General features: G+C 63.3%; 15 protein-coding genes. 4 read left to right on the plus strand and 11 right to left on the minus strand.

Annotated features, from left to right (window positions below; all coding sequences use genetic code 11):
* The first annotated feature begins 16 nt into the window (after window positions 1–16).
* A complete protein-coding gene (locus KLP40_RS13180; RefSeq protein ID WP_215594251.1) occupies window positions 17–1,528 on the plus strand; it encodes an NAD(P)H-hydrate dehydratase in 1,512 nt (503 codons plus the stop codon).
* Between the two features lie 94 nt (window positions 1,529–1,622).
* On the opposite strand, the gene KLP40_RS13185 is transcribed toward KLP40_RS13180, so the two are convergent.
* The 3 genes from KLP40_RS13185 to pafA form a co-directional block, all read right to left on the minus strand.
* Window positions 1,623–2,525, minus strand: a complete 903-nt coding sequence (locus tag KLP40_RS13185) for a UbiA family prenyltransferase (RefSeq protein WP_215594252.1) — start codon at window positions 2,523–2,525, stop codon at window positions 1,623–1,625.
* Between the two features lie 140 nt (window positions 2,526–2,665).
* Entirely contained in the window at window positions 2,666–3,250 is a 585-nt protein-coding gene (locus KLP40_RS13190) for an inorganic diphosphatase (RefSeq protein WP_215594253.1), read from the minus strand.
* Window positions 3,251–3,415: 165 nt separating this feature from the next.
* Entirely contained in the window at window positions 3,416–5,125 is a 1,710-nt protein-coding gene (pafA, locus tag KLP40_RS13195) for an alkaline phosphatase PafA (protein WP_215594254.1), read from the minus strand.
* Window positions 5,126–5,391: 266 nt separating this feature from the next.
* On the opposite strand from pafA, the gene KLP40_RS13200 reads away from it, so the two are divergent.
* The gene (locus KLP40_RS13200) at window positions 5,392–6,087 is read left to right on the plus strand and encodes an HAD family hydrolase (protein ID WP_215594255.1); all 696 of its coding nucleotides are present in this window, start codon (window positions 5,392–5,394) and stop codon (window positions 6,085–6,087) included.
* 129 nt (window positions 6,088–6,216) lie between these two features.
* Here KLP40_RS13200 and atpG read toward each other — a convergent pair whose 3' ends face one another.
* From atpG to KLP40_RS13240, 8 genes are all read right to left on the minus strand, one after another.
* On the minus strand, window positions 6,217–7,107 hold the full coding sequence (gene atpG / locus KLP40_RS13205) for an ATP synthase F1 subunit gamma (RefSeq protein ID WP_215594256.1): 891 nt from the start codon (window positions 7,105–7,107) through the stop codon (window positions 6,217–6,219).
* A 90-nt stretch (window positions 7,108–7,197) separates the two neighbouring features.
* Window positions 7,198–8,781, minus strand: coding sequence for a F0F1 ATP synthase subunit alpha (gene atpA / locus KLP40_RS13210; RefSeq protein WP_215594257.1), 1,584 nt, complete (start codon window positions 8,779–8,781; stop codon window positions 7,198–7,200).
* Between the two features lie 6 nt (window positions 8,782–8,787).
* On the minus strand, window positions 8,788–9,348 hold the full coding sequence (atpH, locus tag KLP40_RS13215; RefSeq protein ID WP_215594258.1) for an ATP synthase F1 subunit delta: 561 nt from the start codon (window positions 9,346–9,348) through the stop codon (window positions 8,788–8,790).
* A gap of 106 nt (window positions 9,349–9,454) precedes the next feature.
* A complete protein-coding gene (locus KLP40_RS13220) occupies window positions 9,455–9,949 on the minus strand; it encodes a F0F1 ATP synthase subunit B (protein ID WP_215594259.1) in 495 nt (164 codons plus the stop codon).
* Between the two features lie 182 nt (window positions 9,950–10,131).
* Window positions 10,132–10,392, minus strand: a complete 261-nt coding sequence (atpE, locus tag KLP40_RS13225) for an ATP synthase F0 subunit C (RefSeq protein ID WP_019946527.1) — start codon at window positions 10,390–10,392, stop codon at window positions 10,132–10,134.
* Window positions 10,393–10,457: 65 nt separating this feature from the next.
* Window positions 10,458–11,510, minus strand: coding sequence for a F0F1 ATP synthase subunit A (gene atpB / locus KLP40_RS13230; RefSeq protein WP_215594260.1), 1,053 nt, complete (start codon window positions 11,508–11,510; stop codon window positions 10,458–10,460).
* Between the two features lie 33 nt (window positions 11,511–11,543).
* Window positions 11,544–11,951: a hypothetical protein gene (locus tag KLP40_RS13235; RefSeq protein ID WP_215594261.1), complete on the minus strand. Its 408-nt coding sequence runs from the start codon at window positions 11,949–11,951 to the stop codon at window positions 11,544–11,546.
* 82 nt (window positions 11,952–12,033) lie between these two features.
* Window positions 12,034–12,285: an AtpZ/AtpI family protein gene (locus tag KLP40_RS13240; protein ID WP_215594262.1), complete on the minus strand. Its 252-nt coding sequence runs from the start codon at window positions 12,283–12,285 to the stop codon at window positions 12,034–12,036.
* A gap of 200 nt (window positions 12,286–12,485) precedes the next feature.
* Here KLP40_RS13240 and porW point away from each other — a divergent pair, with 200 nt between their 5' ends.
* Together porW and KLP40_RS13250 are read left to right on the plus strand one after the other, a co-directional pair.
* Complete coding sequence (porW, locus tag KLP40_RS13245; RefSeq protein ID WP_215594263.1) at window positions 12,486–15,614, plus strand: type IX secretion system periplasmic lipoprotein PorW/SprE; 3,129 nt, start codon at window positions 12,486–12,488, stop codon at window positions 15,612–15,614.
* 137 nt (window positions 15,615–15,751) lie between these two features.
* Window positions 15,752–18,091, plus strand: a complete 2,340-nt coding sequence (locus KLP40_RS13250; RefSeq protein WP_215594264.1) for a transglycosylase domain-containing protein — start codon at window positions 15,752–15,754, stop codon at window positions 18,089–18,091.
* Window positions 18,092–18,129 lie beyond the last annotated feature (38 nt).

The raw sequence follows: 18,129 nt of genomic DNA on the forward strand, positions 1-18,129 counted from the left end.
CAAGTATACCATTTCTATGAAACTCCTTTCCGCCGCCCAGACCCGCGCCCTCGATCAGGCTACCATCCAGGCCCAGCACATCAGCTCCCTCGATCTGATGGAGCGCGCCGCCACGGCCCTTACCAACTGGCTGCTGGAAGAGCTGCGCCCCGCTTATGACACCGAGTTCCACGTGTTCTGCGGCCCCGGCAACAACGGCGGCGACGGGCTGGCCGTGGCCCGTCAGCTCCACGGCCTGGGCTATGCCCCCCGGGTGTGGCTGCTGCCCGCCAGCCGGCACTCCGCCGATTTCACCCACAACCGCCAGCAGCTCCCCGCCGCGCTGGCCTGCGAGGAAATCAGGCCCGCCCACCTGCCCGCCCTGGCCCCGGACGCGGTGGTGCTGGATGCCCTGTTCGGCACCGGCCTGAGTCGCCCGCTCGATGGCCCGGCCGCCGCCGTGGTGCGGCACCTCAACGCCGCGGCCGCCACCGTAGTAGCCATCGACCTGCCCTCGGGCCTGCTGGCCGACGCGCCCCAGCCCGCCGACAGCCCGGTGGTGCAGGCGCGGTACACGCTCAGTTTCGAGCTCCCCAAGCTGGCCTTTCTGCTTCCTCAAAACGCAGACTTCGTAGGCGACTGGCACGTACTGCCCATCGGGCTGGACCAGGAAGTTATCCACAAAATAACTGTGGATAACTATTTCGTCACGGCCGCAGACCTGCAAGGTTGTTTCCCGAAAAGACCGAAATTCAGCCATAAGGGCACTTTCGGGCATGCGCTGCTGCTGGCCGGGAGCCGGGGAAAAGTGGGGGCGGCCGTGCTGGCCTCCCAGGCCTGCCTGCGGGGCGGCGTGGGCCTGCTCACCACCCGGGTGCCGGCCGTGGGCTACGACATCCTCCAGATGTCCGCCCCCGAAGCCATGTGCCTCGCCGACCCGGCCGCCGACTACGTGACGGAGCTGCCGGACCTGACGCCCTACGCTGCCGTGGGCATGGGCCCCGGCCTGGGCCAGCACGAAGCCACCCGCGCCGTGCTGGCCCAGCTGCTCGATACTGCCCGGGTCCCGCTCGTGCTCGACGCCGACGCCCTCAACCTGCTCGGGGCCCACCCCGACCTGCTGGCCCGGCTCCCGCCCGATACCCTGCTGACGCCCCACCCCAAGGAGTTCGAGCGCCTCGTGGGCGAGCCCGCCCGCGACGATTACCACCGCCTCGACCAGCTCCGCGACTTCGCCCGCCGCTACCGCTGCTACTGCGTGCTCAAGGGCGCCCACACGGCCCTGGCCACCCCCGAAGGCATCGTTTACTTCAACAGCACCGGCAACCCCGGCATGGCCACCGGCGGCAGCGGCGACGTACTCACGGGCCTGCTCCTGGCTCTGCGCGCCGATAAGCGCCTCTCTCCCCTGCACGCCGCCCTGCTGGGCCTCTACGCCCACGGCCGCGCCGGCGACCTGGCCCTCCCCCACACCGGCCCCGCCGGCCTCCTGGCCGGCGACATCGTCCGCTTCCTCGGCCCGGCATTAGGTGAGTTGGTGAATTGGTGAGATGGTGAGTTTTATGTTCAAGCTACCTAACGGCGCTAATTGCGCAGTCTGGACCAGCCAAACATCAAACTCACCATCTCACTATTTCACCATCTCACCACTTTTCCGCCCCCCACACCGTCAGGAACTGCACTACCATCACGCCGTCCGTCAGCAGAGCGAAATAGTAGTCCGGCCTCGATTCTTCGGCTTGCCAGACAACGGCGGCGGCCAGCAGCAGGGGCAGCAGCAGGGCCGCGTGGTGAACGGTCGTGGCGCCGGCCGGCCCCAGCAGGGCTGCCGCCGTTAGCGCGGCCACTCCCAGTGCTTTGGTGGCCCCAATGCCCAGCACGCCCGGAAACGTGCGGGTGCCGGTGAGGCGGTCCTTGGTGCAGTCGCGGATGTCGAACACCAGGGCCAGGGCCAGAATGAACAGGAAGCGGTGGGCAAACAAGGGCAGCACCGCCGCGCTGCCCAAAGGCCGCCCCTGGTACAGCGCCGGCACCCATACGGTGACGGCGGCCCAGACGTAGGCAATGAGAAATACCTTGAGCAGGGGCAGGTCGCGCAGGGCCCGCCAGCGGCCCCGGTAGCGCACCAGGGGCATGGAGTAAAGCACCGAAATAATGCCCAGGTGGGCCAGAAACGGCGTCAGTTGGGGCAGGCGGGCATCGGCCAGGAACAGGATGGTGGCAACTAGGCCAGCCGCGGCCGTGAGCACCAGCAGCTGGGGGCGGTGGGCCCGGATCCAGTGCTTGCGGCGGGTAGCGCCGGGCAGCTGCCCGTGCTTATAGGGCAGCACGCTGTCGAGGTTGTAGAGAAAGAGCGTGGCCGCGAAAATCAACGCCCCCAGCCGGCCGGGCAGCGGCGCCCCCCATCCCAGAAACGTGGCCCCCACCAGCCCCAGCGCCGCCCCCGACAGCCACCCACTGCTGTAGAGCACCGCATCCAGCGCGCGGCGGGGCCACCCCGGCGGGGGCGTCGGAACCGGTTCGCGGACGTGGGAGGCGGGCTTCATGGGCAGCAGCAGGCCCCCGGGAAGCACGGCGGCCGATGCAAGGTACGCCCGCTCCGGCACGCCACAGCCCCCGGAACCGAAGATTCGGCCGGGGGCTGTGGGAGTAGGGGGCAGAAAAAAAGTACCGGACCAGCCGGGGGTTAGCCGTTGAGTTCCTGCTGGCGGAGCTTCTCGTCGTGGTCGTTGCCGTTGGGGAAGGTTTCGTCGTAGAGGCGGATGCTTTCCTCGATGATGCGGTAGGCCTCTTCGCGGGGCAGGAAGCGCTGCACGGTCACGGATTTGTGCTCCAGGGCTTTGTAGTCCTCGAAGAAGCGCTGCATTTCGCGCAGGGTGTGGGGCGGCAGGTCTTCCAGCTCGTTGTAGTGGTTCACCGAGATGTCGTTGGCGGCCACGGCAATGATTTTATCGTCTTCCTCGTCGCCGTCTATCATCTGCATCACCCCGATCACCTTGGCTTCCACCAGGCACATGGGCACGATTTCCACGGAGCAGAGCACCAGAATATCGAGCGGGTCCTTGTCGTCGCAGTAGGTTTTAGGAATGAAGCCGTAGGCGGCCGGATAGTGCACGGCCGAGAACAGGACGCGGTCGAGTTTCAGCATGCCGCTGTCTTTGTCGAGCTCGTACTTGGCCTTCGAGCCTTTCGGGATTTCAATGATGCCAGTAACGGCAGTAGGAGCGTTTTCGCCGCGCGATACGTCGTGCCAGGGGTTGAATTTGGCCATTTGTTGGTTGTTGGTTATTCGTTATTCGTTTTTGGCAGCTGGTATTCGGGGCTTGGTTTTGGTTCCGGCGCATCCGTTTACCTGCCTAACCGCCTGCGCCTAGCATACGCGGTTGGCCGGAAAAAGAGCAGCCAAAAACTAAAAACCGAGAACCAAAAACCAGACTTACCAGCCCAGCACCTGCCGCAGGGGCTCGCCGGTGCAGCCGTCGGGCTCCTGAATACGGAGCCAGCGGGCCAGCGTGGGCGCAATATCGGTAATCTTTACCGGAGCCGACGACTCACCGTGCTTCACGCGCCAGCCCCAGAACAGGACCGGCACGTGGGTATCGTAGCGGCTGGCCGAGCCGTGGGTGGTGCCCTTGCTCACGGGGAAGGAGTACGACTCCAGCCAGCCCGGCTCCAGCACCACCAGCACGTCGCCCGAGCGCTTGGGGAAGTAGCCGTTTTCCAGGTACATGAGCATCCCGCTCTCCCAGTGCGACTTCTGCACGTCCTCGGCGGCCAGGGCCCGCGTCACGCCCGCGAAGCCCCGCATCAGGTCGGCCGTTTCGCGCTGCATCTGGTACAGATCGAGGTTTTTCTGGGCGATGAGGGGGCGGTTGAGGTACACCTGCTGGTTTTCATAGCTCAGCACCCACTGGCCCGCCCCGTGCCGGCGCACCAGCTCGTGCTGGAGGGAGTCGCGCATGAGGCGGGGGCCCACCGAGCCGGCGGGCAGGTGGTGCTCGAGCAGGAAGTTGGGCGAGTGGGCCGCTCCGTGGTCGGCACTCAGAAACACCAGCACGTTTTTGCGGCCCAGCGTTTTGTCGAGGTGCTCGAAGAGGCGGGCCAGGTCCTGGTCGAGGCGCAGGTAGGTATCCTCGGCCTCAATGGAGTTGGGCCCGAACTGGTGCCCCACGTAGTCGGTGCTGCTGAAGCTCAGGGCCAGAAAATCGGTCTGGCCGCGCTGGCCCATCTGCTCGGCGCGCAGGGCTTCGAGGGCGAAATCGAGGGTGAGCGAGTTACCGAAGGGCGTGGACCGGATCAGGTCGAGGTTGCGGACGGGGGCCGTTTTCTCACCGGCGGCCTGCATGGCGCCCTTCACGGCCGCGGGCAACGCGGCGCTGAGCGTGGGCAGGTCGTGGGGGAAAACCGGCCGGGCTTCGCCCCGGAAGGCCGATTCCCAGGCCACATCGTCGGGGGTACTTTCGGTGTACTGGCCGATGGGCAGCAGCGTGTTCCAAGGCTGATCCAGGTACCGGGCGGCCCGGTTTTCGGCGTTGAAGCGGGTAGCCCAGTCCGGCAGCTGCTGCTGGTAGAAGGTGCTGGTGATAAAGGCCCCGTTGGCGCCGTCGTACCAGTAAGCGCCGTTGGCGGCGTGCCCGGCCGGCAGGATGGAGCCCCGGTCCTTGATGCAGACGCCGATAACCTTGCTCTGGAAGTTGGTGGCCAGGCGCAGCTCATCGGTGATGGTGGTGGCCAGCAGGTGGCGGGGCGACTGTTGCCCGGCCGCCGCCGTGCCGCCCACCGCCTGCACGTCGGTATCCTCCGTGACGTAGGTACCCCGGCCGGTTTCGCGCTCCAGCCAGTTGTTGCCGATAATGCCGTGGACCGAGGGCGTGGTGCCGGTGTAGATGCTGGCGTGGCCCGGCCCGGTGTAAGTGGGCACGTAGTTGTAGTGGGCGTTTTCGTAGCTGAAGCCCTCCCCCAGCAGCAGCCGGAACCCGCCGGTGCCGTACTTGCTCCAGTAGCGGTAGAGGTAGTCGTAGCGCATCTGGTCCACCACAATGCCGACCACCAGCTTGGGCCGCTCCAGGGGGGCAGCATTCTTTTTTTGGGCGAAGGCGGGCAGGGCCAGGGTGGCCGCCAGCAACAGGCTCAGACGCTTTTTCAAGGCAAAGGGGATAAGCGAAGCCGCCCCGGGGCCGCTTCATAGTTCAGCAGGCAAAGATAACCCACCCCGCCGGGAGTTGCGTAGGCAAAGCAAGCAGCCCGGTTATAATTGCCCAGCCGCCCGCTGTAGCGGCGCGACCCTTCGCGTCTCGGCGTTGAACGATGGGAACCACCCGGTCACACCAACCTCAGCAATGCCGAGACGCGAAGGGTCGCGTCTCTACATCGTTCAGCGCTGCCCTGTTCCTTACCTTCCTCTCCCCTACCATGCCCGATTCTGCCCCGTACGCCCTCATCTTTGATATGGATGGGGTGCTCATTGACAATACCGCCGCCCAGGCCCGGGCATTTCAGCTCCTGTTCCGGGATTTGGGTTTGACCACCAACGCCCGCCGGTTGTTGCGCCGCCTCAACGGCATGCCCGCCTCCGAGATTCTGCAACACGTGTTCACCAACCCGGTGCCCAAAAAACAGCTCGCAGAATACGCCGCCCAGCGCGAGCTGCTCTACCGGGTACTCTACTGGAATCAGCGCCGGGAGCTGCCCGGCCTGCGCGGGTTCCTGGAAGCAGCCCGCGCGGCCGGCTTCCGCATCGGGCTGGGCACCGGCTCCGGCGACGACACCATCTCCTACATCCTCGACCACCTCGACCTGCGCCGCTACTTCGATGTGGTGATAGGCAAGGACGACGTACAGCACGGCAAGCCCCACCCCGATACCTACCTCACCACGGCCCGGAAGCTCGGCATCCCGCCCGAGCGGTGCGTAGTGCTGGAAGACGCCCTGCTGGGCGAGCAGGCCGCTTACCGGGCCGGCATGCGCTGCATCGGCGTGAGCACCACCCTGCGGCCCGACGAGTTCCAGGCTCCCCTCACCGTCATCCCCGACTTCACCCACCTCACGCCCCAGCGGGTATGGGAGCTGCTGGAGCAGCACCCCACCGCGCCCAAACCCAGCCGGTAGCTGGCCAAACGCCGGGGCGCGCAGGGTCGCATCTCTACCCACACCCGACCGGTGGTTGGGACTAGCGCAACTAAAAAGGCCCGCCTCCTTGCGGAAGCGGGCCTTTTTCCTATTGTAAAACAGGAAACCTTACTTGCTCGCGGCCAGGGCCTCAGCGCCACCCACGATTTCGAGAATCTCGGTGGTAATGGCGGCCTGACGGGTACGGTTGTAGGTCAGCTTGAGCTGCTTGAGCAGTTCGCCGGCGTTTTCCGTGGCCTTGTCCATGGCCGTCATGCGGGCCCCGTGCTCCGAGGCATTGCTTTCCAGTACGGCCTTGTAAAGCTGCACCTTCAACGACTGCGGAATCAGGGTCTGCACAATCTCCTCCTTGGACGGCGAGAAAATGTAGTCGGCGTTGGCCGTGGCGGGGGCGTTGGCGGGCTGCTCCTGGGGCACCAGGGGCAGGAGCTGTTCGGCGCGCACCACCTGGGTGGCCACGTTCCGGAACTCGTTGTAGACCATCACCACCTCGTCGTAGGTACCGGCCCGGAAGCCGTCCATAGCCTGCTCGGCGGCTTCGCGCACGGTATCGAAGGAGAGCTTGCCGAATACGTGCTGGTAGTCGCCCAGTAGGGGACCACGCTTGCCGAAGTACTCGTGGGCTTTCTTGCCGATGGCCATCACGGTGATGCTGCCCGCGGCGGCCTGCTCGGCGTAGCGGTTCTGCACCAGGCCATTCACGCCCTTGAACACGTTGCTGTTGAACGCGCCGGCCAGGCCCCGGTCGGAGGTAATGGCGATGATCAGCACGCGGTGCACGTCGCGCACCACGCTGTACTCGCTCACGGCCTCCTCGCCGGTCAGGGCCGTGAGGTTGCTCAGAATGCTGTTGAGCCGCTGGGCGTAGGGCCGCATGCGCAGGATGTTATCCTGGGCGCGCCGCAGCTTGGCCGCCGCCACCATTTTCATGGCTTTGGTAATCTGCTGCGTGCTCTGCACCGACGTAATGCGGCTCCGGACTTCTTTTAAGCTAGCCATATGGGATGGGTTGCCAGTTGCCAGTTGTCAGTTGCCAGTTGCTTTTCGTGCGAACGAACTGACAACTGGCAACTGGCAACCAACAACTGATTACTTGGAAGCGTACTGTGCCGACAGGTCTTTGGCAACCTGACGGATGGCACCGGTGATGGTGTCGTCGAGTTTGCCGGCCTTCAGGGCTTTGAGCTCCTCGGGATGACGCGTCTGCATGGTGCGGGTGAATTCCTTCTCGAACTCGCGCACGCGGTTCACCGGCACCTGGTCGAGCAGGCCGTTGGTGGCGGCGTAGATGATGGCCACCTGATCTTCTACCTTCTGGGGCGAGAACTGGGGCTGCTTCAGGATTTCGAGGTTCCGGCGGCCACGCTCAATGGTGAGCTTGGTCGAGGCATCGAGGTCGGAACCGAACTTAGCAAAGGCTTCCAGCTCACGGAACTGGGCCTGGTCGAGCTTCAGCGTACCGGCCACCTTCTTCATCGACTTGATCTGGGCGTTACCCCCCACGCGCGATACCGAAATACCCACGTTGATGGCGGGACGCACCCCGGAGTTGAAGAGGTTGGTTTCGAGGAAGATCTGGCCGTCCGTAATCGAAATCACGTTGGTCGGGATGTACGCCGAAACGTCACCGGCCTGAGTTTCGATGATGGGTAGGGCCGTCAGCGAACCACCGCCTTTCACCAGGTGCTTGATGCTGGCGGGCAGGTCGTTCATGTCCTGGGCAATGGCGTCGGACGCGTTGATCTTGGCGGCGCGCTCGAGCAGGCGGCTGTGCAGGTAGAATACGTCGCCGGGGTAGGCTTCGCGGCCCGGCGGGCGACGCAGCAGCAGCGACACTTCGCGGTAGGCCACGGCCTGCTTCGAAAGGTCATCGTACACCACCAGAGCCGGACGACCCGTATCGCGGAAGTACTCACCGATGGCGGCACCCGTGAAGGGAGCGTAGAACTGGAGGGCAGCCGGATCGGAAGCCGAAGCCGACACCACCACGGTGTAGTCCATGGCACCACCCTTGGTGAGGGCCTGCACAATCTGGGCTACCGTCGAGGCCTTCTGGCCCACGGCCACGTAGATGCAGAACACGGGCTCGCCGCGGTCGAAGAATTCGCGCTGGTTCAGGATGGCATCGAGGGCCACCGTCGACTTACCCGTCTGACGGTCGCCGATGATGAGCTCGCGCTGGCCCCGGCCAATCGGAATCATGGCGTCGATAGCCTTGATACCGGTCTGCATGGGCTCGGCTACCGGCTGGCGGTAGATTACGCCGGGCGCCTTGCGCTCCAGGGGCATGTCGTAGGTCTGGCCCTGGATGGGGCCGCGGCCGTCGATGGGCTGGCCCAGCGTGTTCACCACGCGGCCGATGATGCCTTCGCCAACCTGGATGGAGGCAATTTTATTGGTGCGGCGCACGGTAGCACCCTCCCGGATTTCGGAATAATCGCCGAGCATTACTGCGCCCACGTTATCTTCTTCCAGGTTGAGCACGAGGGCTTGCAGGCCGTTTTCAAATTCGAGCAATTCCCCCGCCTGGGCGTTGCCCAGGCCGTAGATGCGGGCTACACCGTCGCCAACCTGCAGTACCGTGCCCACCTCTTCGAGTTCGGCTTCGGTTTTGAAGTTGGAAAGTTGCTCCCGCAGAATGGCGGATACTTCATCCGGACGTACGTCTGCCATGGTGGGTTATAGTTGGGGTTGGTAGGGGTTCTTCGAGAATTCGGTGCGCAGCTTGCGCAGCCGGTAGCTAACCGAGTCGTCAATCAGCTGGTCGCCGATGCGGAGCACGAAGCCACCGATCAGGCTTTCATCCACTTTTTCCTGGAGCGTAACCTTGGGCAGGCCGGTTTGCTCGCGCACGAGCTGCACCAACTGCAGGCGGGTGGGCGCATCCAGCGGGGCGGCCGTCGTGACCTGGGCCACCTGCATGCCGCGCTTGAGGTTATACTGCTTCAGAAATTCGTCACCGATGAATACCAGGGAATCTTCGCGGTTGTGCTGGGTCACGATGGAGAAGAACTTCTCCGTCAGGGCCGTCACCTTGCCGCCGAAAATAGCCCGCAGAATAGCCAGCTTCTTGTCGCTCTTCACGATGGGGTTGCGCAGCAGCAGGCGCAGGTCGCGGTTCTCGCCCAGCGTTTTGCTGAACAGGTCCATATCCTGCTTCACTTGCTCTAGCTCACCGCGCTCCTCGGCCAGATCCAGCAAAGACTTGGCGTAGCGGGAGGCAACTCGTAGTTCAGACATTGATGTAGTTGTCGGTTGCTAGTTGTCAGTTGTCAGTTTTTAGCTGTTGGTGCCGGACGAAGAACGTCGGACAACTAACAACTGAAAACTGACAACCCCCAACGGACTAGTTGAGCTTTACTTCTTTCAGGTACGAGTCGACGAGCTGCTGCTGGGCGGACTGATCGGTCAGTTCGCGGCGCAGGATACGCTCGGCAATGTCGATGGAGAGCTGGGCGGCGGTGTTTTTCACCTCGGCCAGCGCGGCGTTCTTCTCGTTCTGAATGGCTTCGCGGGCCTGGGTAATCAGGCGGGTGCCTTCTTCGTTGGCTTTGTCCTTGGCCTGCTCGATGAGCTGGCTGGACATGGCCGTGGCCTCCTTCATGATCCGGTCGCGCTCCAGACGGGCTTCGGCCAGCAGCTTTTCGTTGCCGGCTTTGAGCTCCTGCATTTCCAGCTTGGCCTGGTCGGCCATGCGCAGGGCGCCTTCGATGGAGCTTTCCCGCTCCTTGAGGGAGCTGAGGATGGGTTTCCAGGCAAACGAGCGCAACAGGAGCAGCACGATGCCAAAAATCACCACCTGCCAGAAAATCAGGCCTAATTCGGGGGTTACAATGTTCATGGGGAAGTAGTCAGTAAGGCGTACTTAGTACCTGAAATCCGGAGCAAGCCCAAGGAGCCGAAAGCCGCCCGCAGGCGGCCGGCGGCCCGGGCAATCTGCCTACCGGAAAAGCCAAGACAGCCCGCTACGCCGTGCGCTGAAGCGACCTAGCGCAGCGGGCTGCTCTTGTACTACCTCTATCCCTAGAGATTGAAGGAAATCAGCAGGCAGACTACTACTGCGAACAGCGCCAGACCTTCGATCAGAGCGGCAACGATCAGCATGGCAGTCTGGATTTTGCCCGAAGCTTCCGGCTGACGACCAATGGCTTCCATAGCCTGACCACCGATACGACCAATGCCCAGACCGGCACCCAAAGCAACCAGACCAGCACCGATAGCAGCACCGAATACGGCCAGACCAGCAGAATTAGTAATGGCCTGCAACAACAGAGAAAGAAGCATAAAAAAAAGGTTTGTGGGGAGTGAAAAACGAAAAAATCAGGGGGTGGTGTGCGTACTACTTGGTTCTAGTGGGCGTGGGCCGGCTCAGCACCGTCGCCGCCGCCCATCTGGTAATCCGCGTCGTGGTGTTCCTCCACCGCGCCACCGATGTACATGGCCGTGAGCAGCGTGAAGATGTAGGCCTGCAGAATGGCTACCAGCAGCTCCAGCACGTTGATGAACAGGCCGAAGGCCAGCGAAACGGGCGCCACGCCAATGTTACGGAAGATGAAGATGAGCGAGATAAAGCTCAGCGTGACGATGTGGCCGGCCGTGATGTTGGCAAACAGACGCACCATCAGGGAGAACGGCTTTACCACGATGCCGATCAGCTCCACCGGAATCATGATGGGCAGCAGGGCCTTCGGCACGCCGGGCGTGGCGAAGATGTGGTGCCAGTAGTTCTTGTTGGAGCTGAACAGGGTGATGAGCAGCGTAATCAGGGCCAGGGTCAGGGTCACGGCGATGTTGCCGGTGAGGTTGGCCCCGCCGGGCATCAGGCCCATCAGGTTGTTGAACCAGATGAAGAAGAACACCGTCAGCAGGTAGGGCATGTAGCGCTCATACTTAGGGCCGATGGACTTCTTGGCTACTTCGTCGCGCACAAAAATGATGATGGGCTCGAAGAACGACTGAATGCCCCGGGGAGCCCCGGTGCCGCGCTTGGCGTAGCCCCGGGCCACGGCCGTAAACACCAGCAGCAGCAGCGCCGCACTCAGCATGAGCGACATCACGTTCTTGGTAATGGAGAAGTCGTAGACCTTGCTGCCGTCTTCCGACACCAGGTGCTCGTGCTCCAGTTTCAGGCCGTCGTACACCTTGCCTTCGGCCAGCTGGTGGGAAGAGAACGTGGACAGACCGTGGCCGGGCCGGAAGGCAATAACGGGCAGGTAGGTGGTGTAGTGGTCGTTGCCGAGGGAGAACCAGTGCCACTCGTGCGAATCGCCGATGTGGTGCAGGATCATCTCGCCCGGATTGAACTCTTCCGTGTCGGTAGCCTCGGCCGTCGTGGCGGTTGGCTCGTTGGCGAAGGTAGAGAACGAAAGGAAACAGAAGAGGGCTAACAGTAAGCGCTTCATTCAGAGTGGCTTAGGGATTTGTTCACAAAAACTTCATTTTGTGATTTCGCCCGGTTTTGAAAACGGGCGCAAGTTACTCAGAACGCTCCAGACTTCAAACCCGGCAAAGAGAAAATACAGCAGAAAGAAGCTTCCCAGGAAGGCCCAGCGGGCGCTGCCTTCGTGGCCGCCACCCCGCAAAAGGTACACCAGCACCAGCGTGAGCGACAAAAGCAGCCGGGCAATCATGGCCCCGAAGTAGGCCACCAGAAAATTATCGGGGTTGGCGCGGATCAGCCGTTCCATCAGCCGGTAGAGCACCAGCGTGAGCACGAAGAAGAAGCCGAACGTGTAGGGCGTGAACGGATGCACGATGCGCGGCCCGAACTGGGCGTACACCGCGTACAGCGCAAAGCCCACCAGCAAACTGAACAGCAGATACGGACGAAGGAAGGTTTTCATTAAAGTAGGGCGAAGCGCCGCTTCGCCCCAGGGCAGCCGCAGCAATAAATTCCACTAAACCAGCGCGACGAACTGCTTCGCCCTACTGTTCTTTCGTAACGGCGCGGATGACGTTATATAAGGCCGCGAACAAGCCCAGCAGCATCAGACCCAGCGTGAACCAGGGCGTTTCGGTCCGGTAGTGCGTATCGAGCCAGTAGCCGGCCCAGGTGCTCAGGCCGATGGTGGCCGCCATCTGGGCGCCGATGCCGGAGTAGCGCGCCACCGCCCGCATGCGGTCGGGGTTGGAATCGGGCTGGGGCGTGGGGCGCGGGGCGGGAGCGGAATCGGGCATGGCGGGCAGGATTAGCGGAGGGAAAGGCAAAATTACGGGATACTTCGGCAGCAGCGGGCCACGGCGGCAGCGTCCGGGCAGAAACCTGTACTTTTACTCAGTCGGCTACGTTGAGAGAAGCGCGCCCCGCCGAACGATTCCGTTGGCGGGGGGCGTTTTCCGTCTGTACCCTTTCCTTCGCCCTGAGCTTTTCTGCCGCCTTGACGACGACTAACTCTCTGCTGCTGCGCACGCTCGCGGCTTCCACCGCCGCCGGACTGCTGCTGGCCGGCCTGGGCGGCTGCGCCTCGGAGCGCCGCTCGGTGGTGGGCCGCGCCTACGATAACGTGGTGGCCCGTGACAACGCCTACTTCCTGGCCCGCGAGAAGATGCGCGCCACCGAGCTGGCCCTCGATAAAGCCCGCGTCAACGACTACAACCGCGTGCTGCCCCTGTTCCCGGTGGTAGATGAGGCCACTGCCGCCCGCCTGACGGCCGACATGGAGGACATCATCAAGAAGGCCTCCCTGCCGGTGCAGCACCGCCCCGGCTCCGACTGGACCGACGACAGCTACCTCCTCATCGGGCAGGCACGCTACTACAAGCGGGAGTTTGAGGACGCGGCTAAGACGTTCAAGTACGTCAACAGCACCAGCAAGGACCCCAACGCCCGCCACGAAGCCCTGATCTGGCTCATGCGCACCTTCCTGGCCCTTCAGGAGCCGGGCAACGCCGCCGCCGTCTCGGATATTCTCGACAAGGAGCAGGGCACCGAAGCCAACGCCCGCGCGCTGTTCCTGACCCGGGCCGAGTACTACCTGCAAACCGGGGAGCCCGCCCGCGCCATCGAGAACCTGGAAAAGGCCATTCCCTACATAGAGCCCAAGGATGAGCAGTCGCGCACGCGCTACATTCTGGCCCAGCTCTACCAGGCCCAGGGCGACGATAAGCAGGCCTACGCCCAGCTCAACCAGATTCTGAAAAGGAACCCGCCCTACGAGCTGGACTTTTTCAGCAAGCTGATGCTGGGCCAGGTGTCGGATCTGAATCTGAACGACCGCGCCCGGCTCAATAAGTACTTCGCCAAGCTGCTCAAGGACCCCAAGAACAAGGAGTACCGCGACAAGATCTACTACGAGATGGCGCGGGTAGACTACCGCCAGCAGCGCTATCCCGAGGCCCTGGCCCTGCTCCAGAAATCGGCCCGCACGCCCCAGGCCAGCAAGGCCCAGCTGGCTTATACCTACCTGCTCGACGGCCGCATCTACTACGAAAACCTTCAGAAATACCGCCTGGCCGCCGCCTACTACGACAGCACGGTGCAGAATATGCCCCGGGAGGCACCCGAGTACGAGGCCATTGCCGAGCGCGCCGGCGTCCTGAAGGATTTCGCCCAGCAGCTTACGGTGGTCGAAAACCAGGACAGTTTGCAGGCTCTGGCCCGCCTCTCGCCGGAGGAGCTCACCGCCCGCCTGACCACCTACGCCCAGGCCGAGCTGGACGAGCGCCAGCGGCAGGCCGAGGCCCTGGCTGCCCGCCAGGAAGTGGAGCGCCAGCGCAGCCAGCAGCAGACCGCCACCGGGCTGGCCCCGGGCCGCGACCTGCAGCCCGACCTGAGCGCCGATGATTTTCTGGCCGGCAACACGGGCGCCAAGTGGTACTTCGATAACCCCACGGCCCTGAGCACGGCCCGCAACGACTTTATCCGCAAGTGGGGCAACCGCCCTCTGCAGGATAACTGGCGGACCGTGACCCAGGCCAGCAACTCGCCCGTAACGCCCCAGGGCGGCAACGTGCCGGTGAGCATTGCCGGCAACAGCAGCACCGTAGTCAACGGCACCGAGCCCACCGCTGCCCCCGACCCGGCCGCCCAGCTCCAGACCCTGGTGACCCAGTACCGCCAAACCATTCCGCTGACGCCGGAGCTGCTGAAAGCCTCCGACGCGCAGACCGAGGAGGCCCTGTACGCCCTGGGCGGCATCTATAACCAGCAGTTGCGGGAGCCGGAGCGGGCCATCGACACCTACGAAACCCTGCTACGCCGTTACCCCACGGGCACCCACACGCCCGAGGCGCTCTACATTCTGTACCTGATTCACAAGGACCGCAACGAAGCCGGCAAGGCCGAGCAGTACGCCGCCCGGCTGCGAGCGGCCTACCCCACCTCGTCGTACGCCCGCCTGGTGGCCGACCCGGAGTACCTGCGCCGTACCTCGGTGGCCAACGCCCAGGTGGCCGTGCTGGTGGATTCGGCTTTCGTGTTCTACAAAACGCAGGACTTCAAAAAGGCTACTGCCGTGCTGGCGCGGGCCCGCCAGCAGTACCCCGAAACCGACCTCAACGACCAGGTAGCCTACCTCAACACCCTGCTTACCATTCGGACCCAGCCGCCGCTTACGGCCCGGGCCACGGTGGAGAAGTTTTACAAAGACTACCCCCAGAGCCCCCTGGCCAGCAAGGCCGAAGTCCTGCTCGACACCTACCGCAAGTACGACCAGGGCCAGATCATGGGCGTGCTGGCCAGCATTGATAAGCCCGTAGTATCGGTGTTCAAGCCGGGCGAAGTAGACCCGCGGATGCCGGTGTACTACCGCGAACCGACTAAGCCCGCCGCGGCCCCCTTACCGACCCTCACGCCGGCCACTGGCGCACTGCCAAACCAGACTTTGACCACGCCCCCCACTCTGGACAAGCCTGCTCCAAGTACCGGCGTACCGGCCCCGGCTGAGCCGGCCGCGGTAAAAGCGGTGCTGCCGCCGACGGCCGTGCCGCTCACCCCGGAAGAAGAGGCCAAGGCCGCCCGGCGGGCCGCCGCCCAGGCCCGGGCCCGGGGCCAGAAGGCTCCTGCCCCGGCCAAACCGGCCGTTAAGGAGCCCGTTGCGGCTCCCGCGCCGGCCACTGAGCCTACTGCCCCAGCTACCAACCTGCCCGCTACCAGCCCGATGCCGGCCACGCCCCCGCCGGCCCCAACGGCCCCGGCTTCGCCCTACAAAGCGGACCAGAGCACGCGCCACGCTATCGTGCTGGTACTGGCCAAGGATGCGCCCCTGCTGGCCGACCTGCCGGGCCAGCTCCAGGCGTATAACAGCCGCTACTATAAGTCGAGCAGCCTGCTGGTACGGCGGCAGCCCCTGAACGCCACCCAGGAGCTGGTGATTGTGGAGACCCTGGCCAACGCCAAACTGGCCCAGAGCTACGCGCTGAAGCTGCGCGGGCCCCAGTCGCCGCTGAGCAAGCTGCGCGGCGCGGGTTACCAAACCCTGGTTGTGGGTATTGATAACCTGCCGGTGCTGCTGGAACAAGGCAACCTCGACGAGTACCAGCGCTTCTATGATCAGACGTACCGCTGATTTCAATTAAGAATTAAGCGTTCTGAATTAAAAGTCGTCTTCCAGAAAACGCATCCAGCACGTTGTAAAAGGCTGTTTGGCACGCTGGATGCAGCTTTTAATTCATACTCCTTAATTCATAATTCTTAATTAAACACATGGCTCAGTCCGCCACCAAAAAGAATACCCCTCTTCGCAAACCTAACCGCCCCGGTCGCTTCACCGGCTGGGCCCGCACGTTCTGGCTTCTTTTCGGCGCGGGCGTGGTGGGGCTGGTGCTGTACGTGCTGGCCGTCAGCGTGAACTTCCTGAACCTGTTCGGACGCATGCCCAACCTCAAAACGCTGGAAAACCCGCGCAGTGAGCTGGCCTCGGAAATCTACTCCGCCGACAACGTACTCATGGGCAAATACTTCCGCGAGAACCGGACGCCCGCTGAGTACGAAGACCTACCCCAGCACCTCGTGGATGCCCTCATTGCCACCGAGGACGCCCGCTTCGAGGAGCACTCCGGCATCGACCCCAAGGCTACCGGCCGGGTGGCGGCGGGCCTGCTCACGGGCGGTAGCGGGGGCGGTGGCTCCACCCTCACCCAACAGCTGGCCAAGGTGCTGTTCCGCACCCGTGAAGACCTCAACGACGGCACGCTCAACGATGTGCCCGGCGTGCGGATGCTCATTACCAAAACCAAGGAGTGGATTCTGGCTACCCGCCTGGAACGCAGCTACACCAAGCGCGAAATCCTGCGCATGTATCTGAATACTAACGACTACGGCTCCAACGCCTTCGGTATCAATACGGCCGCTAAAACCTTCTTCGGCAAAAAGCCCCGCGACCTGACCCGGCCCGAGGCCGCCACGCTGGTAGGCGTGCTCAACGCGCCTTCGCGCTTCAGCCCCAAGTTCAACCCCGAACGCTCCCGGGCCCGCCGCAACTGGGTGCTGCGCCAGATGAACAAGTACGGCTACATCACGCCCGAGCAGCTCAAGGGCGATACACTCAAGGCCATTGCCCTTAACTATAGTGTTGAGAACCAGAACGAAGGCATTGCGCCCTACTTCCGGGTGGAGGTCAGCAAAATGCTCCGGCAGTGGGCCAAGGACACCGACCACGACCTGTACTCCGACGGCCTGAAAATCTACACCACCATCGATTCGCGGATGCAGAAGTACGCCGAATCGGCCGTGGCCGAGCACATGAAGCTTCAGCAGAAGTGGTTCGATTCCCACTGGAAGGGTCAGCAGCCCTGGCGCGACGAGAACGGCAAGCTCATTCCGGGCTTCCTGAACACGTCCATCAAGCGCACCGGCCGCTACCGCTCCCTCACCAACCGCTTCCCCGACCAGCCCGATTCCGTGAAGTACTATCTCAACAAGAAGTACAAGATGAAGGTGTTCAGCTGGCAGGGCGGCGAAAAGGAAGTGACCATGTCGCCGATGGACTCGCTGGCTTACTATAAGCGGCTGCTGCGCTCGGGCTTTATGGCCATGAATCCGCTCAACGGCAAGGTGAAGGCCTGGGTGGGTGGCATCAACTACAAGTACATCAAGTACGACCACGTGAAGCAGGGCAAGCGTCAGCCGGGCTCCACGTTCAAGCCCTTCGTGTACGTGGCCGCCATCGACCAGGGCTACTCGCCCTGCTACCAGCGCCCCGACGTGGCCGTGACCTTCCCCACCGAAGCCGGCCGGCCCGCTTATACCCCCCGCAACTTCGAGGGCCGGTTTTCGGGCCGCACGTTCACGCTGCGTCAGGCCCTGGCCCGCTCCATGAACTCCATCACAGCCTGGCTGGTGCAGAAACTCGGCCCCGAAACGGTGGTCAGCTACGCCAAGCGCCTGGGCATTACCTCCCCCATTGAGGCGGTGCCGGCCGTGGGCTTCGGCTCCTCCGACGTGAGCATCTACGAGCTGGCCGGCGCCTACAGCACCTTCGTGAACAAGGGCGTCTGGACCGCGCCCATGATGGTGACGCGCATTGAGGACAAGAACGGCAACGTGCTCCGCGAATTCGTGCCCCAGACCCGGGAGGCGCTGAGCGAGGAAACGGCCTATCTGATGACCTACATGCTGCGCGGGGCCACCGAAGAGCAGGGCGGCACCAGCATCATCCTGAAGGGCGGTTTCAAATTCCCCTACGAGATGGGCGCTAAAACCGGCACTACCAACAACTACTCCGATGGCTGGTTCATGGGCCTCACCCCCGATCTGGTGTGCGGCATGTGGGTGGGCGGGGAAGACCGCAGCATCCACTTCCGAACCGGAACCTACGGCCAGGGCTCCCGCCTCGCCCTCCCGATTTATGGTCTGTTCATGAAAAAAGTGTACGCTGACAAAAGCCTCGACGTCAATACCGGCGCTTTCCCCAAACCGGCCCAGCTCACCATCGAAACCGACTGCTCCCGCTACTACGGTGGCACCGGTCTGCGCGACACCATCCCCAGCGACCAGAAGCTCAACCAGGTGAAGCTGGAAGACCTGAGCGACGATGACATTTAATCACTGATTTCCGCTGATTATTTCGCTGATTTCACTGA

The sequence above is a fragment of the Hymenobacter piscis genome, assembly GCF_018760735.1.
Classification (GTDB): Bacteria; Bacteroidota; Bacteroidia; order Cytophagales; family Hymenobacteraceae; genus Hymenobacter; species Hymenobacter piscis.